Here is a 21,997-nt window from a genome sequence, read left to right on the forward strand (position 1 = left end):
GCGAGGAGCCTCAATGCGGGAACAGGGAGGGGATTCGCATCAGGGGAAGTGGGGGCCGAGGGCCGAGGGAGTGAGACCGGAGGATGCATTGTGTACCTCCTGATTCGCAGGAATCAGAGCGATAAACGAATATTCATCCGGCTCGGCAGTCGCAGTTACCGGGAAGCTCCCGCGCGGGGATAGAACCACGGTAATCCGGCAGTTCCCGCGATCGCAACATCAACCGACCCGGTTCGAAATATCCCATCACCGAGTTCGGAATATCCCATAACGAGGCCCGCCTTCGGGGCAATGCTGGGGCGCGCTCTGGCACCGTCGAAGGGTGACGAGTGCCGGAGCGCGAACCGAGCGACGACGGAGTTCAGGCTGCGGCTGCGAGTGGGTGTGGTTCGCCGGTCAGGGTCGCCAGTGCGAGGGCTACCTCTTCGAGGCTGGCGCGGACATAGGTGGTGGTGGAGCCGTCGGACTTGCCCTCGGCGTGCCCTGCGTAGGCGCGGGCGACGGCGAACCCGAAGTTTCGCTCCACCCAGGTCAAGGTGGTGTGCCGGATCCAGTGGGTGGTGATCTGCTGTTTTTCCACCCAGGGCAATTCGTAACCGATGCGGGTCCACAGTCCGTCGTAGCGGCGCCGCGTGATCGGTTTGCCGCGGCGGTAGCGGAGCAACTGCTCGCCAGATCGGGCGCCGCGGGTTTGGCCGTGGTGGAGCAGGTTCGCCATCAGCGTCGGTGAAACCGGCTGCCAGCGCGATATCTTGCCCTTCTCCTGCAGGAAGATCAGGCATTGCTGGGGGTCGAGGTCGGCGGGCCGTAGTGCCAGTGCACCGCCGCGACGGCACGCGGTTTCCGAATGCAACCGAAGCAGCAGCGTGTCGAGTTCGGGATCGTTGCCGGTGGTCGCGGCGACGCGGGTGATCTCGGCGAGCTGAGTCAGTGGCAGTCCTCGCCGGGTGGAGGGAACCCGGCGTGGTTTGGCGACCCGTTGTGCCGGGTTGTCTGCGGGCCGGATGAGTCCGTCGCTCTCGGCGTGGCGGTAGAGGAAGCGCAGTGCGCTGATCATGGCCTCGGCAGCGCCGCGTCCGTCGCGGCTGTTGCGGTCGCATTTGGCGTTGTGGCGCGCGGCGTCGCGCATCTCGGCGACTTCAGCGACGGTCGGTTCGTCGATACGGCGAGTGCCCCACAGGCGTTCGAGGCGCTTCCAATGGGTGTCGTAGGTCTTCAGTGTTCCGGGTGCGGCCACCCGGGCGCGTATGACGGGGATGTATTGGGCGAATGTCGGTGCGGTGGGGCGGATATCGAGCAGGTCGGCGGGGGTGATGCCCATGCGGGCCAGCAGGGTGCGGGCGGCGTCGATTTCGGCGTCGGTGACCGCAGGCGCAGAGGTCGTCATTGCTGCTCACCTCCGTCGATCAACGCCGCGACATCGCTGACGACCTGCTGCAAGACGGACTCGCCGACGATGATCAAACGGTGGCGATCCGGGTGGGCGGCCAGCAGTACGCGGTGGCCGATACGAAGCCGGACACGGCGGCGGATCGCCGCGGGTATCTGGAGTTGGCCGTTGTGGGCGATCGCGTACGCCCCGCCCGGATCCGCGGTGATCTCCAGCACGCCCTCAGTCACCGATCGGATGTCGATCCGGGTGCCGGGCACCCATCTCAGCGCCCCGAGCACCGACCGTTCGGCGATCCGCCCATTGTGGTTGACCAACACGGAGCCGAGAACCGTATGACCTCGACAGTCGGAGGTGGACGGCATCGCCGCCAGCCGTCCGCCACGCAGACGCAGAGGTCCGGACGAAGGTGGGATATCGAAGGCGGTCGACACGGAAGGTACGCCCTGGGGAGACGAAAGATAACCGCCGGTAGAGGGGCTATCTGGACCGTGCTCTAGTGTGTTAGAGCACGTAGCACGTGAATTCTGTTCGCGGACAGAGAAAGTGTGCGCCATCAGGGACTCGAACCCCGAACCCGCTGATTAAGAGTCAGCTGCTCTGCCAATTGAGCTAATGGCGCTTGCTCCGTGTTCCGGTGCGGGACAAACCTTAACAGGCCGAGGCGGCAGTTGTGAAATCGCCTCCTGACCGGGGGTGATGGGCGTGTCGGTTGGGGTGTTAACGCGGGAACCGGCAGTGGGGATCTATTCGTGTAACACGCCTGTGTCGATGCGGCATTCGCGTTGGTGTGAGGTCCTCGCACTGGCAGAATGGCCGAACGTGGTCTAGACCGCTCCGCGGGCACGGCGGGTTGAGTTGTATGCGGTTGGGATCCGAAGCCATCGGTGCGCTTCTGGTTGCGCCGGGACTTGAAACGGGGTTGTGATGAGCGTTGGTCGTGGTCGGTGGGTACGAGGTATCAGCGGACCTGTCGTCGTGTTCGCGGTGGCCGCGCTGGTGCTATCGGGGTGCTCCTCGTCGAAGAAGCCGGACGCGTCGTCGGTCGTCATCGACCGTAATCCGATGCTCGAGCTGATCAAGCCGAAGTTGTTGTCCCCGATCAAGGATGGCGAGATGGGGGTTTCGCCGGGCGTGCCGCTGGCGTTCCGGGTCGAGGACGGCAAGTTCACGAACGTTTCGCTGGTGAACGCGCAGGGCAGCCCGGTGGGTGGCAGGCTGGCCGCTGACGGGCAGTCGTGGGAGACCACCGAGGTGCTCGGGTACGGCAAGGCCTACCGGTTGCAGGCGGACGTGGTCGGTCTCGGCGGTGCGAGCTCGGCCACGGTGAGTTTCACCACCAGTTCGCCGAACAAACAGACGCACCCCTATCTGTTGCCGGGCGAGGGCGAGGTGGTCGGCATCGGCCAGCCGGTCGCTATCTCGTTCGACGAGACCATTCCCGATCGCCTAGCGGCCCAGGATGCGATCAAGATCACTACAGAGCCCGCGGTGGAGGGCGCGTTCTACTGGGTGAACAATCGTGAGGTCCGGTGGCGCCCCGAGCACTTCTGGGCACCTGGGACCAAGGTCACCATCGATGTGAACGTGTATGGCCGTGATCTCGGCAACGGTCTGTTCGGCCAGGACAATCTGCAGTCGTTCTTCACCGTCGGCGACGCCACGATCTTCACCGCCGACGACAACACCAAAGAGGTGGTGGTCGAGCAGAACGGTCAGGTGGTGCGGACCATGCCGACCTCGATGGGCAGGGACAGCACGCCCACCGACAACGGCGTCTACATCGTCAGCGACCGGTTCGACAAGATCATCATGGATTCCTCGACGTACGGCGTTCCGGTGAACTCCCCGAACGGCTACAAGACGCCGATCGACTTCGCGACCCGAATCTCCTACAGCGGCATCTTCTTTCACTCCGCGCCGTGGTCGGTCGGTCAGCAGGGCTACAGCAACACCAGCCACGGCTGCCTGAACCTGAGCCCCGCGAACGCGCAGTGGGTGTATCAGAACGCGAAGCGCGGCGATATCACCATCATCAAGAACACCGTCGGCGGAACCCTTTCCGGCGTAGACGGTTTGGGTGACTGGAACATCCCGTGGCCGGAGTGGAAGGCGGGTAACGCCGACCCGCGTTGAGCGGCAACGGGAACGGGCCGCCAGTAAGAACTGGTGGCCCGTTCGCTGTCTCGGGGGAGCGTCTTGTGACCGAGATGAGCGTCGCAGTGCCATCGCGTTACCCGTCGCTATGCGCCGCCAGTCTCCCGCGAGGCCTGGAGCCGGTGTGCCGACGAGGCCACCTGCCGACCCGCTCTACGCGGAGCCGGAGTCCGGCAGGTCCCGTTGGCTGCGGTCTAGAGGGCGTCGCGCTCCGCCCGGCAATCGGCAGAAGGGCCGTTTCCACACTTCGGGCAAAGAAAAAGCCCGGGAGGTCCGATTTCTCGGAGCCTCCCGGGCTATCCGGGTGACCGACGGGACTCGAACCCGCGACAGCCAGGATCACAACCTGGTGCTCTACCAACTGAACTACGGTCACCATTACCGGCTGAACACCGGCGCCGTCGATATTAGCGTGTTACCCCGTCGTCTCCCTAATCGGCTTCCGGCACGGCGTTGACCTGGGCCGATTCGAGGGGTGCCGCGGTGCCGCTGATCTCGGCGGCGACCGAGGCGATCTCCGTGGTCGACGGTCCGGGGGGCGCGACGAAGGCGGTGCGGCGGTAGTACTCCAGCTCGCGGATGGATTCCTTGATGTCGGCCAGCGCACGGTGGGTGAGGCCCTTCTCCGGCTGACCGAAGTAGATGCGCGGGTACCAGCGGCGGCACAGCTCCTTGATCGAGCTGACGTCGATCATCCGGTAGTGCAAGTGGGCGTCCAGCGCGGGCATGTCGCGGGCGATGAAGTTGCGGTCGGTGGCGATCGAGTTACCGGCCAGCGGCACGGTGCCCGCGGTCGGCACGTACTGACGGATGTAGTCGAGCACCTGCTGCTCGGCCTCGGCCATGGTGACGGTGGAGCGGCGCACCTCTTCGGTGAGTCCGGAGCGCGCGTGCATGTCGACGACCACCTGGGGCATGGCGGCCAGCGCCGCGTCGTCGGCGTGGATGACCACGTCGACGCCCTCGCCCATGATGTTGAGATCGCTGTCGGTGACGAGCGCGGCCACCTCGATCAGCTTGTCGCTGTCCAGGCGCAGGCCTGTCATCTCACAATCCATCCACACCACATATTTGTCCGACACGGCAGCAACATTAGCTCTGTCTGATTTGCGATGTCTGCGGCACGGCGAGTTCACGGCCCTCTTACTGGGTGGCAAGCCCGCGAGCAGGGCCAACGGGGATACAGTTTCTGCAGATCGGCACAGGCGTTTTCGGTACGACAGCAAACACTGCGTTAGCAGTTCGAGTCAGACCAGACGGAGGACGTGCGATGGACTCAGGATCGCGAAGCGATTCGATGAGGGGCGGCGGTCGGGCGGCGGGTGGGCCCACCCCCCAGGAGAAAGCTGCGGCCGCGCGTAAGGCTGCGGAGGAGGCGGCTCGGGTCGCGGCAGAGGCGGCGGCTGCCGCGGAGGCCGCAGAACGCGAGCTGGCCGAGCAGGAGGGCGGTGACAGCGCGGCGCAGAAGGCGAAGGCCGAGAAAGCCGCGGCCAAGGCCGACCAGACCGCCGCTGCCGCCGCCGAGGCCGCAAGCAAGGCGGAGCAGAAGAAAGCGGACGCCACTGCGGACGGGGGCGGAAAGGCGAGCGGGGGAGCCGCGGCCGCACAGGAGATCGCCGCCGGATACGCGTTCGACGGGGTGGCGCTGGAATTAGGCACCGTCGTGGTCGACGGCGAGGTGGATTCCACTGCGCGCGTGCGCATTCCGATGCGCACCATGAACCGGCACGGCTTGGTGGCCGGTGCGACCGGTACCGGTAAGACGAAGACCCTGCAGGGCATCGCCGAACAGCTTTCGCGCGCAGGCGTTCCCGTGGTGCTCGCCGACATCAAGGGCGACCTGTCGGGTCTGTCGCAGCCGGGCGCGGCCAACGACAAGCTCAGTGCCCGCGCGGCCGAAACCGGCGCCGAGGACTGGCAGCCGACCGGCTACCCGACCGAATTCGTCTCGCTCGGCACCAACGGCATCGGCGTGCCCATCCGCGCGACCATCACCTCGTTCGGCCCGGTATTGCTCAGTAAAGTGCTCGGGCTCAACGAGACTCAGGAATCCACCCTCGGACTGATCTTCCACTGGGCGGACAAGAACGGCCTCGCGCTGCTCGACCTCAAGGACCTGCGCGCGGTCATCACGCATCTCACCAGCGCCGAGGGCAAGGAGGATCTCAAGGGCATCGGTGGTGTCTCCGCGGCCACCGCCGGCGTCATCCTGCGGTCGCTGGTTAACCTGGAGGGCGACGGCGGCGACACGTTCTTCGGTGAGCCGGAACTGGATCCGAGCGATCTGGTGCGCGTCGCGGGCGGGCAGGGCGTCATCACGCTGTTCGAGCTGGGCGCGCAGGCGTCGCGCCCGGTGATGTTCTCCACCTTCCTGATGTGGGTGCTCGCCGACCTGTTCCAGACGCTGCCCGAGGTGGGCGATATCGATAAACCCAAGCTGGTCTTCATCTTCGATGAGGCGCACCTGCTGTTCGCGGACGCGTCGAAGGCATTCCTCGACCAGGTGGAACAGACCGTCAAGCTGATCCGCTCCAAGGGTGTCGGCGTGTTCTTCTGCACCCAGCTGCCCACCGATATCCCGAATCCGGTGCTGTCCCAACTGGGTGCGCGCATCCAGCACGCGCTGCGCGCCTTCACCCCGGACGATCAGAAGGCGCTGTCGAAGACGGTGCGCACCTACCCCAAGACCAGCACCTACGACCTGGAGAAGGCACTCACCTCGCTCGGCACCGGTGAGGCCGTGGTGACGGTCCTTTCGGAGAAGGGCGCGCCGACTCCGGTGGCGTGGACCAGGATTCAGCCGCCGCGCTCACTCATGGACACCATTGGCGACGACGCGATCAAGTCGCGCGCACTGTCCAGTTCGCTGCACAGCAAATACGGCCAGACCATCGACCGTGAATCGGCCTACGAGATCCTGGCCGCGAAAGTCGCTGCGGCAGACCAGAGCCCGCAGTCCGCTCCGGCGCCTGGTCGTTCGTCGAAGGGCGACGACGATTCCACGGCCGAGCGCATCATGAAAAACCCTGCGGTCAAGAGTTTCCTGCGTTCCGCGGCCACCGCCGCCGGCCGCGAGATCAGCCGCAGCATCTTCGGCACCCGGAAGCGCTGACGGCCAACAAACCCGCGATTTCCCGCACACCACGACTCAGTGTGCGGGAAATCGATAGGGACGCGGCGATATTCAGCTCGCGTCGCGGTCGAGCAGGGTCGGCTCGCGACGAACGAGTTGCGCGAAGTGACCCTCGCGCACCGCGATCACGCGGGTGCGCGGTGACCCATGCTGGTAGGCGCCGGTGCACGGCACGGCGAGCAATTCGCCCGGCCGCAGGTCGGCGGGGAGCCTGGCGTCCGTGGCGAGGATGACATCCCCGGCCCGCCCCGCGACGGTCGTGGTCACCATGGGGCCGGTCGCCCGCCGATTCGCCACCGCCATACCCGCGAAAGTGCCTGTCTTGGTGCGGGTCTCGCTGTCGATGACGACGGACATATATCCGCCATCGCTGTATTTGACCGACAACACCCGATACAAGGTCACCCCGGCCCTTGCCACGATCCCGCGACCCGGTTCGAGTGCGACGTTCGGCCGTGGATAGTGCTGACGGGCGCACGCCGCGTCGAGGGCGTCCTCGATGATCGCGGACAGTTCGGGGAGATTCATTTCCGCGTCGCCGTTGCGGTAGGCGATCGCGTGCCCGCCGCCGAGGTCGAGATCGGTGAGGATGCGGTCGTGGTCGTGACGGACCTGCGCCATCTCGGCGACCATCCGACGAATCGCCTCGCCATAGTGATCGGGGTTGTAGATCTGCGAGCCGAGGTGGCAGTGGAAGCCGATCAGATCGAGCATCGGCGCGCCGAGCACTTGCGCCACGGCGGCGTCGACCTCGCCGAGCGGAAAGCCCGGCTGGTCGAGGTCGGATGCCGAGTCTCGTTCGATGCCGGGGCACACGCGCAGCAGTACCCGCTGCGGGCGGGTGACGACGGCGGCAAGCAGGGTGATCTCGGCGAGTGAGCCGACTACGATCCGGCCGACCCGCCGTGCGGCGGCGGTCACCAGCGTCTCATGGGGCAACCCGTTGGCGTGCAGGATGATTCGCTTCGGGTCGACCCCCGCGTCCAGTGCCGCGGCCAGCTCGCCGGACGAGCGAACCACTATCGAGAGCCCCTCGCCGGTGACCCAGTCGGCCACCGCGCCGATCAGTAGAGCTGTTGCGGCGTAAGCGATCTCGGCCTCGGGGAAGGTCTTGCGATAGGCGCGGCAGCGCTGTCTGACCTCGCGCTCATCGAGCACCCGTGCCGCGGTGCCGTAGGTTTCGGCGATGTCGGCGAGCGCGACGCCACCCACCATGATCCTGCCCTCGGCGTCATACCGCGCGTCGGAGGGCCATACCGCGGAATCCAGGTGCGCGGCCGGTCCCGGCCGCGTCGGCGAGAAGAAGTCCACTAGCGTCACGGGTGCTCTCCTGATCCGCTCCCCCGTTTTCTCTATCTGCGGGGCCTATCAAGACTTACGCCGCGGCGACGGGCGCGCATAGGCCGCTTAGCGCAACATTGACCACCCTCGACCTGATCTTGACGGATCGCTGACGCTCCGGCCGCGCGGCCCGAAATGCCGCGCGGTCCGGGGGGTTGCTCAGGTCAGCAGCCGACGTCGCGGCACATCAGATCCGCGATGGTCTCCCGGCGCACCAGCTCCCGGCACTGCCCGTGCCGCACCGCGACGATCGGCGGACGGCCGACGCTGTTGTAGGACGAGGCGAGGCTGTGGTGGTACGCGCCGGTGCACGGCACCGCGAGCACCTCACCGGGCCGCAGATCGACCGGCAGTTGCACGTCGGTGGCCAGGATGTCGCCCGCCTCACAGAACCGGCCTGCCACGGTCGCGGTCATGCTCGCGCAGGTGGGGTGCCGGTTCGCGACGACGACGCTGTAGCGCGCGCCGTACAGCGCGACGCGCGGGTTATCGCTCATCCCGCCGTCCACGGTGACGTAGGTGTGGCCGCCCTCGATGTGCTTGACCGACAGCACCCGGTACAGCGTGACGCCCGCGTGCGCGACGATGGCACGGCCAGGCTCGAGCGAGATGTGCGGGCGCGGGAAGTGCTGCCGCGCGCAGGCCGCGTCGAGCGCGTCCTCGATGATGGCGGCCAGCTCGCCGAGGTTCATCTCGGCGTCGCCGGTGCGGTAGGCGACCGCGTGCCCGCCGCCGAGGTCGAGTTCGGTGAGGATGTGCCCGTGGTCCTGCCTGACCCGCGCCATCTCGGCGACCACCCGGCGCACGGCCTCGCCGTAGTAGTCCGGGTCGCTGATCTGTGAGCCGAGGTGGCAGTGGAAGCCGACCAGGTTCAGCTTCGGCTGCCGCAGAATCCGGGCGACGGCCTCGGCGGCCGTGTCGCCGCCGAGCGGGAAGCCGAACTTCTGATCGGTGACACCGGTCCGCACCGCGGGATGTCCGTGCACGTCGATGCCGGGGGACAGCCGCAGCAGCACGTTCTGCGAGTCGGTGACCAGCGCCGAGAGCAGCGTGATCTCGGCAAGGGAGTCGACCACGATCCGGCCGACCCCGGCCTTGATCGCGGCGGTCAGTTCATCGAAGGATTTTCCGTTGCCGTGCATGATGATTCGGCGCGGGGCGACCCCGGCGGCCAGCGCGATGGCGAGCTCGCCAGACGAGCACACGTCTACCGAAAGTCCCTCCTGGGAAACCCAGTTGGCAACCGCGCGGATCATCAATGCCTTACCCGCGTAGATGATTTCGGCCTCGGGGAAGGCCTTGCGGTAAGCGCGGCAGCGCTCCCTGACCTCCCGCTCGTCGAGGACATAGGTCGGAGTGCCGTACTGATCCGCGATGTCGGCGAGGGCGACCCCGCCGATCGTGATCCGGCCCGCGTCGTCGTAATGCGTGTCGCGCGGCCATACGGCCGAGTCGAGGCGTGAGGGCATCCCCGACTTCAGCGACGGGAAGATTTCCAGCAGCGTCACGGTGTCTCCTGTGTGCGCCCCCGCTATTCCGTATGCGGGGCCGTTGTCAGGACTACGCCGCTTTTCTCTTGGGCAAACGTCCAGCTTACGAGTGCTTGACGACCGGAGGCCCGATCTTGACGGATTCCTGACCCGGCCGTGACGGGGGTCTCCCTAACCGCCGAGCTTCTTGTAGAACGCGCCCGCGATCGGCGCGGTGACCGCGCGCGGACCGTATTGACCTGCCACGCTCATTCCCTTGCTGATCAGACCGGGAACCACCCGCATCTTGTTGCGGGCAAGCGCGTCGATGGACACCTTCGCGGTGTACTCCGAGGACACCCACATGAAGTCGGGAACCAGCCGGTCGACGATCGACGCGTCGGCCGGATCGGGCACGTCGGTGCGCACCGGACCCGGCGCGAGCAGCGTGACGTTGACGCCGGATCCCTTCAGCTCGCCGCGCAGCGACTCGGAGAAGGTATTGGCGAAGGCCTTACTTGCCGCATAAGTGGCATTGTTCGGAATCGGCATGTTCCCCGCCGCCGACCCGCTTATCAAGATGCCGCCACTGCCGCGGGCGATCATCCCCGGCAGTACCGCGAGCGTAAGGTCGTGCACCGCAACGGCATTCAGCTCCATCTGCGCGCGCTCGTAACTCAGATCGAGCTCGGCGACGGCGCCGAATGTCGCGATACCCGCGTTATTGCACAGAATCGCGATATTGCGGGCCGACAACTCCTCGACCAGCCCCCCGCGCTTGGTCCGGTCGGCAAGGTCCACCGCCCGCACCTCGGCGGCGATCCCGTGTGCCAGTGTCAACCGCTGCGCCAGCTCGGTGAGCACCTCACCGCGCCGGGCAACCAGAATCAGCGAATAGCCGCGCGCGGCCAGTTCGGCGGCCAGCGCGGTGCCGATGCCGGAGGAGGCGCCGGTGACCACCGCGCGATTCTCAGAGGTAGGGGAGGGCAAGCTCACGACTGGAGCCTATGCGATACGGCTCAGCGCCTCGACGCGCACCATCGCTGGCTATATGGCGGGCGCTCGGATCAGCGCGAGGGGGTGGTGGCGATCTCGGCCGGGTCCGGTGAGCGGACGGGGAGCAGGGCCGCAAGCCCGATGGCGAGGACCAGGATGATGCCGATGATGCCAGCGCGGTCGCTGTCGAAGATCGACACGAATATGCCGAAAAGGGTTGGGGCGAGGAAGGATACGGCTCGCCCGGTGGTCGTGTAGAGGCCGAAGAGTTGGCCCTCGCGACCGGGTGGGGCCAGGCGAGTGAGGAAGGAGCGGGCGGCCGATTGGGCGGGGCCGACGAAAACGGTCAGCAGCAGGCCGAAGATCCAGAACATCAGCGGGCCCGAGACTAGGAGCAGGGCGAGGCCGCAGATGATCATCGAGACGAGCGAGACCACGATGACGATCTTCGGGCCGCCTCGGTCGTCGAACCGGCCGGCGACGATCGCGCCAAGTGCCGCAACCACATTGGCGGCGATGCCGAACAGCAGGACGTCGGAGTCGGCGATCCCGTACACCCGGACCGCGAGCACCGCGCCGAAGGTGAACACCCCCGCGAGGCCGTCGCGGAATACCGCGCTGGCGATCAGGAATCCGGCGGTGCGCCGGTCGGTCGCCCACAGCTCGCGCAGATCCCGCGTCAGCACCCGATAGGACGCGAAGAACCCCGCGTTCGCCGCGCCGGGATCGGCGTCGGTGCGCGGCAATTCGGGCACCGCGAACAGCACCGGCAGCGCGAACGCGGCGAACCAGACCGCCGCAACGATGGCTACCAGGCGGATATTGAGCCCGTCATCGGTGGGTATGCCGAGCAGCCCGCGACTGTCGCCGCTACCGGAGATGAAGCCGAAGTAGCAGATCAGCAGCAGGAAGATGCCGCCGAAATAGCCCATCGCCCAGCCGAATCCGGACACCCGGCCGACCGTCGCCGGTGTCGATACCTGCCGGAGCATGGCGCTGTACGGCACGCTCGCCAGTTCGAAGAACGCCGAGCCGAACCCGAGTAGCGCCAGTCCGAGCCACAGATAGTGGTAGTCGTCGTGCACGAAGAACATCAGCGTCATCGAGACGATGCAGAGCCCGGTCAAAACGGCAAGGGAGCGTTTACGTTTCGCGGACGCGTCGAACCGCTGCCCGCTGACCGGCGCCGTCACCGCAACCACCAGCCCGGCGAGTCCGAGCGCCCACCCGAGCCACGCGCTCGGCGAAACCCCGCCCGGCAGATCGTCACCGACCTTGTCGGTCAGATATACCGAGAACACGAACGTCAGGATTACCGCGTTGAACGCCGACGATCCCCAGTCCCAGAAACCCCACGCCAGCACGTGCCCGCGTCCGGCGGCCTGCCCGACGGTCGCCCGCGCATCCACCTCGTTCATGCCAGCGCCGCCGGCACGCGCGAGGTGCGCCGCACCATGATTCGGTCCCTCATGCCCGCGCCCCACCGGCGCTCGACATGACCGAGGACCCGACTGTGTTCGATGTTCGCCCGCTACGCTCGCTCATTGCCGCGCAGCCTATCCGGCGGAGCCGACTTCGGGTGGCCGATAAACATGTGGGCACACGTCCGAGGCGCGGTCGCGCAGGGTCAGCTGGTACCTGGGTCGTTCGGGTGCGGTTCGAGCGCGGTGATGATGAAGCTCATCCAACCGTGCAGCGGCAGTGTGCCAAGGACATTGGCCCGCAGGTCGGCTTCATCGTCCGCGCGCCAGACGCCGATGCTGCGTTTTTCCCCGACCGGGCGCCACAGCCGGAACAGGTGGCCGGTGGCGGCGAGTTCCTTCGCGCGGACCGCCTCGGCGGCACGACGTTGCGCGACCTCGGCCTGATCCGTCCCGTCCGGGATCGTCGTGGTGATTTCGACGAGGAATTCCCGCATGATGGTGCTCCGTTCGCCGCGTGCGTCCGACACCGTCTTATCGTGCGCCGCACAACGTCCGTCGGCAATACCCGGCACGCGGGCCTAAGCCAACCTTATGCACTCAGTTGCATAGTACTGGGTGTCACGGTTATTCTTGCCGGATGGCTCTCGAGCACGCGTTGCTGGTATCGCTGACCGAGCGGGCCGGTTCGGGGTATGAGCTGGCACGTCGCTTCGACAAGTCCATCGGGTACTTCTGGAGCGCGACGCATCAGCAGATCTACCGCGTGCTCAAGCGTATGGAGGAATCCGGCTGGCTCAACAGTGAGTCGGTGACCCAGGAGGGCAGACCGGACAAGAAGGTGTACGCGGTGAGTGACGCGGGCCGCGCCGAGCTGGCCCGCTGGATCGCCGAGCCCTCCGACACCGGCACCCCGCGCAACGAACTCGCGGTCAAGATCCGCGCCGCCGCCTACGGCGATATCGGCGCGCTGCGCACCGAGGTCGCCCGCCACCGCGACGAACACTCCCAACGCCTCGAGGTGTATCGCCTCATCGAGAAACGCGACTTTCCGGCACCGGATCAGCTCTCCGGTACCGCTCTGCACCAGTACCTCGTCCTGCGCGCGGGTGTCCGCGTGGAGGCGGGGTTCGTCGAATGGTGCGACGAAGTTCTGAACGCCCTGCACCCGCGTGCGACAGCCCCGCGCGCGGATTGAACCGGAGAAAGGTGAGACTCGTCGATGAGCTCCTTCCCCCATCTTTTTGAGCCTCTTGATCTCGGCTTCACCACCTTGCGCAATCGCGTGGTGATGGGGTCGATGCACACCGGCCTGGAGGACCGCGCCTGGGACACCAACAAGCTGGCCGCCTACTTCGCCGAACGTGCCCGCGGCGGTGTCGGTCTGATCATCACCGGCGGCTACGCGCCCAACCGCACCGGTTGGCTGCTGCCGTTCGGCGCCAAGCTGACCAACAAGTCCGAGGCCTACCGGCACCGGGCGATCACCAAGGCGGTGCACAACGAGGGCGGCAAGATCGCCATCCAGATCCTGCACGCCGGGCGCTATTCCTACATGCCAGGCAGCGTCTCCGCGTCCTCGATCAAGGCGCCGATCAACCCGTTCCGGCCGCGCAAGCTCTCGGCCAAGGGCGTCGAGCAGACCATCGACGACTACGCGCGCTGCGCGAAGCTCGCCAAGTTCGCCGGGTACGACGGCTGCGAAATCATGGGCGGTGAAGGCTATTTCATCAACCAGTTCCTCGCGCCGCGCACCAACAAGCGCACCGACAAGTGGGGTGGCTCGCCGGAGAACCGGCGCCGGATCGCGGTGGAGATCGTGCGCCGCACCCGCGCCGCGGTCGGCCCTGACTTCATCATCGTGTTCCGGCTGTCTATGGCCGAGCTGGTCGAGAAGGGCCAGACGTTCGACGAAATCATCGCGCTGGCAAAGGAACTCGAAGCCGCGGGCGCGAACATCCTGAACACCGATATCGGCTGGCACGAGGCACGGGTGCCGACCATCGTTACCTCGGTGCCGCGTGCGGCTTTCGTCGAGTTCACCGCGAAAATCACCAAGCAGGTGAACATTCCGGTCTGCGCGTCCAACCGGATCAACATGCCGGAGATCGCCGAGGAGATCCTGACTCGCGGTGACGCGCAGCTGGTTTCGCTGGCCCGCCCGTTCCTCACCGACCCCGAGTGGGTGAACAAGGCCAAGCAGGATCGCGCCGACGAGATCAACACCTGCATCGCCTGCAACCAGGCATGCCTCGATCACGCCTTCCAGCACAAGACCGTGTCCTGCCTGCTGAACCCGCGGGCCGGACACGAGACCGAGCTGAAGCTGCTGCCGACCAGGCGCACCAAGCGCGTCGCGGTGGTCGGTGCCGGTCCGGCCGGGCTGTCCGCCGCGGTCAATCTGGCCGAGCGCGGCCATCACGTCGACCTGTTCGAGGCCGACAACAAGATCGGCGGCCAGTTCGACATCGCCCGCCGCATTCCGGGCAAGGAAGAGTTCAACGAGTCGATCCGCTACTACCGGCGGATGCTCGAAATCACCGGCGTGACAGTGCATTTGAACAAGCGGGTGAGCGCGGCCGAGCTGATCGACGCGCGGTATGACGAGGTCGTGCTCGCCACCGGCGTGAAGCCGCGCATTCCGAACATCCCCGGCATCGACCACCCGATGGTGCTGTCCTACGCCGAATTGGTTCGTGAGGAGCGGCCGGTCGGCAAGCGCGTCGCGGTCATCGGCGCGGGCGGCATCGGCTATGACGTGAGCGAATTCCTCACCGTCGAAGGGCATCCGACGCTGAAGCTCGACGAGTGGAAGGAAGAGTGGGGCGTCACCGCCGACGACGAGCAGGTTCGCGGTCAGCTCGCCAAGCCGAAGCCGTCGCCCGCCGCGCGCGAAGTCGTGCTCCTGCAACGTAAGACGACCCCGTTCGGCAAGGACCTCGGCAAGACCACCGGCTGGGTGCACCGCGCGGCGCTGAAGGCCAAGGGCGTCGATCACATCGGCGGCGTGAACTACGAGCGCATCGACGACAACGGTCTGCACATCAGTTTCGGTGAGAAACGCCAACGGCCGCAACTGATTCCGGTCGACAACGTGATCATCTGCGCTGGCCAGGAATCGGTCCGCGATCTCGAGGACGAGCTGCGTGCCGCGGGCATGAACCTCTACCTCATCGGTGGCGCCGAGCTCGCCGCCGAGCTGGACGCCAAGCGCGCCATCGATCAGGGCACCCGCCTGGCCGCTCGCCTCTGAGGTCGGCTCGGTGTCGTTATCCCTTGGCGGGCAACGACACCGAGTCAGCAGTCAGACGCCGTCCGAGTAGTCCTGGCTGATCCAGCGGTCGGGACGGATGGTGAACAGGACGGACGTGTTGCCGTCCATGCGCTCGGCGAAGGCACGGCCCTCTTCCGGACCGAGATAGCGGATGGCGATCGCCTCGCGCGCGTCCAGCGGCGAGGGCGTCGCGGCGTCGATGACGGTGCCCTCGACGATCACGTACTGGTACGGCAGTTCTTCGCGCTGGACGGTGAGGGTCACCACCCCGGCCTCGCGGATGAGCCTGGCCTTGCGGCGCTCGGCGCCGGTATTGATCCGGATGTTTCCGCCGGGGGTGTAGTCGTACCAGATAGGGACGGACGACGGCGGGCGGCCGCCCTTCGCCGCCACCGACAGCACACCGATGTGCTTGCCCGTGAGGAATTCCTGACTTTCGGTCTCCGTGAAGGGTCTCGGCATGTGGGCTGCAACACTCCTGCCGACGGTGCTATTCCCGCACCCCGCTAGCACCGCCGGCGGGACGTTGAAGTGACTAATGGTTATCGATGCTTATGAGTTGGACTCGGCATGTGTGGTGTCCTCTTGGCGCTCGCATCTCCGCCACCTTCCGGTCGCAACGAAGCTTGATGGTGTGTGCTAAATACCTGTTCAACGGCTCATCGCCGCCGTATGGCCAAGGTGGCGATTGGACAGTGAGAGAAACTTCGAGTCAGTTCCTCAAAGTCGGTGCGGCACATCGGCCAGCTTGCTAAGTTAATGACTATTCTTCCATCGAAAGGCGCGAATCGGCGCTACCGGCCGACCCTGCGTCAACGCGATGGCGTCATGGCTCGGCGAGGAGTAGCGACATGGGCGGATTCAGCAGGCGCAACGCATTGAAGGCAGGCGGCGCATTGGGCGCGTTCGGCGCACTCGCGATGGTGACGCCCGCCCGCGCGGAGCCGTGGACATGGTCACCGAACGGCTCGGTGGCGGGAAGCGGGTCGGGGGCCGACCCGTTGACGGTGTGGGACGCCGAAGCGGACCCTCTGGTCGCCGGGCTGCTCGACCGTGGCGAAGTGCCGAGGGTCAACGACCTGCTCCGGACGTGGACCAGAAATGGTCAACCGCTACCAGCTGAATTGCCAACGGAGCTAAGGGATTTCATGGAGTACGCCCGCCAGCTGCCCCCGTGGACCGATCAGGGAAAACTGGCCGCCGCGGTCGACTTCAACAAGAAACGTGGCCTGTATCTCGGCGTGCTGTACGGGTTGGCCAGCGGCATGATGAGCACGGTCATTCCCAAGGAGGCGCGGGCGGTCTACTACTCCAAGGGCGGTGAAGACCTGAAGGACCGCATCTCCAAGACCGCGAAACTCGGCTACGACATCGGCACCGCGAACGCCTATGCCCCCGACGGCGAGATGATCGTGACGTGCGTCAAAACGCGGCTGGTGCACGCCGCGGTGCGGCACCTGCTGCCACAGTCCCCGCAATGGGTGCACTCCGCCCAGGAGGACGTTCCGATCAGCCAGAACGACCTCATGGTCACCTGGCACAGCCTGCCGACGACGGTCATGAAGCAGCTGACCGCATGGCAGGTGCCCATCCCCGGCAACGAATCCGAGGCGTTCCTGCATTCGTGGCAGGTGTGCGCGCACCTGCTCGGCGTTCGCGACGAGTACATCCCCAACTCGTGGGCCGAGGCCAATTCCCAAGCGGCACAGGTCCTCGACCCGATTCTGGCACCGACCCCCGAGGGCGTCGCGCTGGCCGACCGGCTGCTTCGGCTCGGCGTGAACCTCGACCTCACCGTCCTCAGCAAGCCGGTGCTCGGCGCGTTCACCCGCTTCCTGCTCGGCGACAAGATCGCCGACGGCCTGGCCATCCCAAGGGAACCGGTCTGGGACCCGCTGCTCCGAGTGAGTTGGGGACCGTTCATCGCGGTCCGCGAGGGCCTGCTCCCGGTCGTCCCGCTGGCACCGGACGCCTACTGGCTCTTCGACGAGTTCCTCCGGCAGGCAGCGCTGATCTACCTGGCCGAACTCCGCCTGCCGATCAGTATCGAGCTCCCGCGGCTGAACCGGGACATGAGCCAGCCACCGCGCTGAGAAAATAGTCGGCGGTTCGACCAAACCGCCCACCGTGGCAACGCGAATCTCCTTGCAATGCGGCTCCTGGACGTCGGCGGTTACCGCCGCGTCCGGTAGCGCAGTGGCGAAAGTAGCCGACCGCACGCGAGCGAGAGGACCTTCGACAATGAGAACACGGCGATTGACACGGATGGGAACGTTGCGCTGGGTACTAGCCGGTGCGCTTGCCGCGGCAAGCATGGTCAGCGCGGCGAGTACCGCGTCCGCGGCGCCCGGCGTCGTTTCGGTGCAGGACGTGAACGACCGGCAACAGAACGTCATGGTCTTCTCACCCGCGATGAACCGGCCGATCATGGTGCAGGTCATCCGCGCCGCGGACCGGGCGACGCCGCGGCCGACGATGTACTTGCTCAACGGCTCCGGCGGCGGCCCGAACGACAGCGGATGGGACGTGCAGACCGATGCCGTGAGCTTCTTGCGCGACAAAGACATCAATGTCGTGACCCCGTTCGGCGGCGCCAACTCCTACTACACGGACTGGATACGCCCGGATGCCGTGCTCGGCTACAACAAGTGGCAGACGTTCCTCAACGAGGAGTTGCCGCCGGTCATCGAGGGGTTCCTTGGGGCCAACGGCAATCGCACGTTGGTCGGCGTCTCGATGAGCGGCACCTCGGTGCTGAACCTCGCCATCGCCAAGCCCGGTTTCTGGAACAGTGTGGCGTCCTATAGCGGCTGCGCGCAGACATCGGACCCGATCGGGCACGAGTTCGTCCGGCTCACGGTGGAGAACTGGGGCGGCGGGCAAAGCGTCGAGAACATGTGGGGTCCGGCCAACGGACCGCTGTGGCGCGAGAATGATCCCCTGGTCAACGCGGAACGGTTGCGCGGAACCGCCGTCTATCTGAGTGCGGGCAGCGGCATCGCGGCGGCACCGCACGACACCCCGTTCGATCGGCGGGTGCAGGAGGGCCGGATTCCGCTGCCGGTACAGATCGCCTTCGGCGGGCCGATCGAAGCGGCCATCCACTACTGCACGGTGAACCTGGCGAATCGGTTGCACGAGTTGAACATTCCGGTGACCTTCGACGATCGACCGGTCGGCACCCATTCGTGGGGCTACTGGGAGGACGACCTGCGCACGTCCTGGCCGTTCCTGGCGCAGTCGATCGGCAGCCAGTGAACTGAGACCGATTCGGGCTTGTCATCGTCGCCATGCCCGACCCGGTGTTCAGCTGTCCTTCGGTCGTACCTCGGCCGCGCCGTGATAGAAGTACGTGCCCAAACCCACGGTGAATACCAGGATTCCGTAGACCGAGTGCTCTACGGACGCGGTGAACAACGACTGCGTCTGCTGATACCGGACCGCGAAGATCGCGCCACCGAGCGCGCTCAACACCACCGAGATCCAACTGCCGAACACGATGTGCACATAAGCGAACGCGGCCGCGCTCGCGACCACTATCCCGGTGCCGTCACCGAAGGCAGGCGCGTACCGGTGGAACAGGAACGACCGGAAGATCAACTCCTGCGGGTACACACTCACCAGCGGATACAGCACCAGCACGGCTAGCCACAAGGCCGGATTGCCGCGCGGCAGATCGAAGAGGTTCTTCCGTCGGAGCAGCGCCACCGCCGCGGTGAGTGCGAGCGCACTAGAGCCGGCCAGCGTCGCCATCGATCGTGTTTGCGCGGGAAACGCCTGCGGCCGCCACAGTGCTGCCCGATCGAAATCGGGTGATCGCCGCAGATAACTCGTCGCGAGCGCCGCCGACGCCACCAGCGCCGGAATCGGACTGGTGCCACGCAGATATCGGTTGTAAACCGTTGCGCCACCGAAGAACAGTGCCGCGTACTCCGCGGTCAGATACACGCGCCGCCACCGCTGAATCCGCACGTTTCACACCCTAGTGCGCACAACGGTCCGCCGCTCGGTGAGCGCCGACCGGATGATCTTCGGGTAGCCCGCTCGCTGCCGAGAAGGCACCGCATCTCGGCGCCTGCTTCGGGCCCGGTTGTCTAGCATCGGGTGTATGGCACTTTCGTACGTGGTGACCGGTGGCGGGCGGGGGATTGGGCGGGGGATCGTGGAGCGGTTGCTCGGCGTGGGGAACATCGTTGTTGCCGTCGAGCGGGATGTCGAGGCGCTCGAATGGGCTGGTAGCCGGGTGATTTCGGTGGTCGGGAATGCTTCGTCCGAGGAAATTGCGGAGCGGGCGGCGGATCTCGCGCAGGACGCGGGGACGTTGACGGGGTGGGTGAACAACGCGGCTGTATTCCGTGATGCCTCAGTGCATTCCGACTCTGCCGAGCGGGTCGTCGAGCTGATCACCGCCAATCTGGCTCCGGCGGTTGTCGGCTGTACCACCGCGGTGCGCCGGTTCCTGAACGCCGAAACCCCTGGTGCGATTGTGAATATCACCTCACATCAGGCACAACGTGCGGTGCCGGGCGCTCTGCCGTACAGCACCGCTAAGGCCGCGATCGAGGGACTGACTCGTGCGTTGGCGGTTGAGTACGGGCCCAAGGGGATTCGCGTGAATGCCGTGGCACCGGGGTCTGTCGCGACTGAGCGCTACGCGGAATTTCTTGCGAGCCTTGATCCTTCGGTTGCCGCGCGGGTCGAGCGGCAGATGGCGGAGCTGCACCCGATCGGTCGGGTGGCGACGACCGGCGAGGTCGCCGCGGCGGTGGCCTATCTGCTTTCGACGGATGCGAGCTTCGTCAACGGCGCGGTATTGCCCGTGGACGGCGGCCGCTCGGTGCTCGCACTCGATCCGGAGGCTCGCTGACCGACTACCGCTCCTTCGGCGGCCACCACGCGCCCATGCCAAGCGAGATCAATCGCATCTGCTGCACGGTGCGGTCGATGAGGGCGTCCTGCTCGCGGGTCGGCGCGGAGATGTAGGCGGCGATGCCGTCGGTGACCGTCGCGACCAGTAGGTCGGCGGCGATCTCCAGGTCCGGCGGTGACCAGGAGTCGAGGGCGGCGATACGGGAGAGGTCGGCGACGAGCTCGCGGACGATCAGTTGGAGTTCCAGCGCGATCGACGTGCGCAGCGCGGCAGACCCGCCGTGGCGTTCCCTGGTCAGGAAGCCGAACAGTTCGCGCTTCGGGTCGACCTGAGCGAACACGAAGCGCACCGTGTCGGACAGGCTCGCGTCGGGTTTGCGGCGCACCTCGCGCAGCGCGAGGCGCAACGCGGTGATGCCGTCGTCGACCAGCTGCGCGCCGAGGTCGTCCAGCGAGGCGAAGTGCCGGTAGAAGGCGGTCGGCACGATGCCGGCGGAGCGGGCGATCTCCCGCAGGCTCAGCGCGGCGAAGCCACGGTCGGCGGCCAGCGTCAGGGTGCCGTCCAGTAGGGCCTGTCGCGTGCGCTCCTTGCGCTCGCCTCGGGTTGCTGCCTGCTCGCTCATCACGGTGAGCATACATCCGTTCACCATTCGCCCAATCCCAAGATGTTGTTCGTGTCACATGTTTTGCCGGTTGACACCGGACCCCGGTCATCGGTCACACTAGTTGAGTGTACAGACGTGCACTGAAATTGGAACGCAACGTCGCGGGTCCTCACCCAGTCGAACAGCCCCGACCTGAGGCATCCCGACACGAGGCACGGAGAACAGATGGTGGATCTCATCAACCTGGTGCAGACCCTGACCACGCCGCATCCGCTGGATCGATACCTGGAACTCGTGCGCCCCACGCTCACCGCGCGGGAAATGCGCGCCGAGATCACCAAGGTGGACCGCTCGGTCCCCGGTTCGGTGACGCTCACCCTGCGCCCGACCCGTCAATGGAAAGGCCACGCCGCCGGGCAATACGTCCAGATCGGCGTGGTGATCAACGGTGTCCGCCACGCCCGCTGCTATTCGCCGATCGATCCGGCGGGTGGCCGGGGCAGGCACATCCAGCTCACCGTCAAAGCGCACCCAGACGGCCTGGTATCGCAGTACCTCGCGCGCAACGCCGCGCCGGGCATGGTGGTCGACCTGGCACCGGCCGCCGGTGCGTTCCGGCTGCCCGACCTGCGCCCGGATCGGGTGCTGCTGATCAGCGGCGGCAGCGGCATCACGCCGGTGCTGTCGATGCTGCGCACCCTGGCCGACGAGGGCTACCCGGGCGAGGTCGTCTTTCTGCATTACGCGAAGTCGCCCGAGGTGGTTCCGCACCGCGCGGAACTCGACGCTATCGCGCGGCAGCACAAGAACTTTCGCATCGAACTGCGTCATCCGTGGCGGTCCGACACCACCAGGATCGACGCGACGGCACCGTGGATCGACGTGGCACCCGCGACGTCGAGCGGGTACTTCGACTACGACGAGCTGGAGCGGGTGGCACCGTGGTTCGCCGACGCGCACACCTACGTCTGCGGCCCCCAGTCGCTGATGGACGCGGTGCGCAAGATCTACGAGGCCGAGCAGCTCGACGATCGGCTGCACACCGAGGAATTCACGCTGTCGCTCACGCCCGTCGACGCCGACGAGGCATTCGGCACTGTGCGCTTCTCGGCAAGCGGCGTCGCCGCGGACAACAACGGCGCGCCCCTGCTCGAGCAGGCCGAATCCGCCGGTCTCACCCCGGAATACGGCTGCCGGATGGGAATCTGCTTCTCCTGCACCGCGGTTCGCCGCACCGGTTGCACCCGCAACCTGCGCACCGGCGAGACCGACAGTGACCCGGATCAGCCCATCCAGCTCTGCATCAACGCCCCCGTTGGCGACGTCGACATCGACATCTGAC

Annotated in this window: 19 protein-coding genes and 2 tRNA genes; 8 read left to right on the top strand and 13 right to left on the bottom strand. The window is 66.4% G+C overall.

Annotation, left to right across the window (positions count from 1 at the left end):
- Positions 1-361: 361 nt before the first annotated feature.
- The 3 genes from OG203_RS35410 to OG203_RS35420 form a co-directional block, all read right to left on the bottom strand.
- Positions 362-1,387, bottom strand: a complete 1,026-nt coding sequence (locus tag OG203_RS35410; protein ID WP_405161555.1) for a tyrosine-type recombinase/integrase — start codon at positions 1,385-1,387, stop codon at positions 362-364.
- Entirely contained in the window at positions 1,384-1,710 is a 327-nt protein-coding gene (locus OG203_RS35415) for a hypothetical protein (protein ID WP_405161556.1), read from the bottom strand. Before OG203_RS35415 ends, OG203_RS35410 begins: the two co-directional genes overlap by 4 nt.
- Before the next feature lie 229 nt (positions 1,711-1,939).
- Positions 1,940-2,012, bottom strand: a tRNA-Lys gene (locus OG203_RS35420).
- A gap of 305 nt (positions 2,013-2,317) precedes the next feature.
- On the opposite strand from OG203_RS35420, the gene OG203_RS35425 reads away from it, so the two are divergent.
- On the top strand, positions 2,318-3,526 hold the full coding sequence (locus OG203_RS35425) for an Ig-like domain-containing protein (protein WP_405161557.1): 1,209 nt from the start codon (positions 2,318-2,320) through the stop codon (positions 3,524-3,526).
- A gap of 324 nt (positions 3,527-3,850) precedes the next feature.
- Here the strand turns inward: OG203_RS35425 and OG203_RS35430 are convergent.
- Together OG203_RS35430 and orn are read right to left on the bottom strand one after the other, a co-directional pair.
- Positions 3,851-3,923, bottom strand: a tRNA-His gene (locus OG203_RS35430).
- A gap of 55 nt (positions 3,924-3,978) precedes the next feature.
- Positions 3,979-4,629: an oligoribonuclease gene (orn, locus tag OG203_RS35435; protein WP_405161558.1), complete on the bottom strand. Its 651-nt coding sequence runs from the start codon at positions 4,627-4,629 to the stop codon at positions 3,979-3,981.
- A 215-nt stretch (positions 4,630-4,844) separates the two neighbouring features.
- Between orn and OG203_RS35440 the strand changes: the two genes are divergently transcribed.
- Positions 4,845-6,659, top strand: a complete 1,815-nt coding sequence (locus tag OG203_RS35440) for a helicase HerA-like domain-containing protein (RefSeq protein ID WP_405161559.1) — start codon at positions 4,845-4,847, stop codon at positions 6,657-6,659.
- A 72-nt stretch (positions 6,660-6,731) separates the two neighbouring features.
- On the opposite strand, the gene OG203_RS35445 is transcribed toward OG203_RS35440, so the two are convergent.
- The 5 genes from OG203_RS35445 to OG203_RS35465 form a co-directional block, all read right to left on the bottom strand.
- Positions 6,732-8,000, bottom strand: a complete 1,269-nt coding sequence (locus OG203_RS35445; RefSeq protein ID WP_405161560.1) for a diaminopimelate decarboxylase family protein — start codon at positions 7,998-8,000, stop codon at positions 6,732-6,734.
- Positions 8,001-8,185: 185 nt separating this feature from the next.
- Positions 8,186-9,529 carry a diaminopimelate decarboxylase gene (gene lysA / locus OG203_RS35450; RefSeq protein WP_405161561.1) on the bottom strand — a complete coding sequence of 448 codons (1,344 nt, stop codon included), beginning with the start codon at positions 9,527-9,529 and terminating at the stop codon, positions 8,186-8,188.
- A 153-nt stretch (positions 9,530-9,682) separates the two neighbouring features.
- Positions 9,683-10,486, bottom strand: a complete 804-nt coding sequence (gene cmrA, locus OG203_RS35455) for a mycolate reductase (protein WP_405161562.1) — start codon at positions 10,484-10,486, stop codon at positions 9,683-9,685.
- Between the two features lie 71 nt (positions 10,487-10,557).
- Positions 10,558-11,904 (bottom strand): MFS transporter, encoded by a 1,347-nt coding sequence (locus OG203_RS35460; protein ID WP_405161563.1) that lies wholly within the window; start codon positions 11,902-11,904, stop codon positions 10,558-10,560.
- A gap of 209 nt (positions 11,905-12,113) precedes the next feature.
- Positions 12,114-12,437, bottom strand: coding sequence for a muconolactone Delta-isomerase family protein (locus OG203_RS35465; RefSeq protein WP_405161564.1), 324 nt, complete (start codon positions 12,435-12,437; stop codon positions 12,114-12,116).
- A 110-nt stretch (positions 12,438-12,547) separates the two neighbouring features.
- Here OG203_RS35465 and OG203_RS35470 point away from each other — a divergent pair, with 110 nt between their 5' ends.
- Complete coding sequence (locus OG203_RS35470) at positions 12,548-13,105, top strand: PadR family transcriptional regulator (RefSeq protein ID WP_405161565.1); 558 nt, start codon at positions 12,548-12,550, stop codon at positions 13,103-13,105.
- A 24-nt stretch (positions 13,106-13,129) separates the two neighbouring features.
- Positions 13,130-15,160 (top strand): FAD-dependent oxidoreductase, encoded by a 2,031-nt coding sequence (locus OG203_RS35475; protein WP_405161566.1) that lies wholly within the window; start codon positions 13,130-13,132, stop codon positions 15,158-15,160.
- A 51-nt stretch (positions 15,161-15,211) separates the two neighbouring features.
- Here the strand turns inward: OG203_RS35475 and OG203_RS35480 are convergent, their stop codons facing one another.
- On the bottom strand, positions 15,212-15,643 hold the full coding sequence (locus OG203_RS35480; RefSeq protein ID WP_405161567.1) for a pyridoxamine 5'-phosphate oxidase family protein: 432 nt from the start codon (positions 15,641-15,643) through the stop codon (positions 15,212-15,214).
- Positions 15,644-16,032: 389 nt separating this feature from the next.
- Between OG203_RS35480 and OG203_RS35485 the strand changes: the two genes are divergently transcribed.
- Together OG203_RS35485 and OG203_RS35490 are read left to right on the top strand one after the other, a co-directional pair.
- Positions 16,033-17,274, top strand: a complete 1,242-nt coding sequence (locus OG203_RS35485; protein ID WP_405161568.1) for an oxygenase MpaB family protein — start codon at positions 16,033-16,035, stop codon at positions 17,272-17,274.
- A 148-nt stretch (positions 17,275-17,422) separates the two neighbouring features.
- Positions 17,423-18,439, top strand: a complete 1,017-nt coding sequence (locus tag OG203_RS35490; RefSeq protein ID WP_405161569.1) for an alpha/beta hydrolase — start codon at positions 17,423-17,425, stop codon at positions 18,437-18,439.
- 48 nt (positions 18,440-18,487) lie between these two features.
- Here the strand turns inward: OG203_RS35490 and OG203_RS35495 are convergent, their stop codons facing one another.
- Positions 18,488-19,153, bottom strand: a complete 666-nt coding sequence (locus OG203_RS35495) for a CPBP family intramembrane glutamic endopeptidase (RefSeq protein ID WP_405161570.1) — start codon at positions 19,151-19,153, stop codon at positions 18,488-18,490.
- Between the two features lie 136 nt (positions 19,154-19,289).
- Between OG203_RS35495 and OG203_RS35500 the strand changes: the two genes are divergently transcribed.
- Positions 19,290-20,048 (top strand): SDR family NAD(P)-dependent oxidoreductase, encoded by a 759-nt coding sequence (locus OG203_RS35500; protein ID WP_405161571.1) that lies wholly within the window; start codon positions 19,290-19,292, stop codon positions 20,046-20,048.
- 4 nt (positions 20,049-20,052) lie between these two features.
- Here OG203_RS35500 and OG203_RS35505 read toward each other — a convergent pair whose 3' ends face one another.
- Entirely contained in the window at positions 20,053-20,673 is a 621-nt protein-coding gene (locus OG203_RS35505) for a TetR family transcriptional regulator (RefSeq protein WP_405161572.1), read from the bottom strand.
- A gap of 207 nt (positions 20,674-20,880) precedes the next feature.
- On the opposite strand from OG203_RS35505, the gene OG203_RS35510 reads away from it, so the two are divergent.
- Entirely contained in the window at positions 20,881-21,996 is a 1,116-nt protein-coding gene (locus OG203_RS35510; protein WP_405161573.1) for a ferredoxin reductase, read from the top strand.
- Position 21,997 lies beyond the last annotated feature (1 nt).

Origin of the sequence: Nocardia sp. NBC_01499 (genome assembly GCF_045040275.1) — a bacterium.
Lineage (GTDB): Bacteria > Actinomycetota > Actinomycetes > Mycobacteriales > Mycobacteriaceae > Nocardia.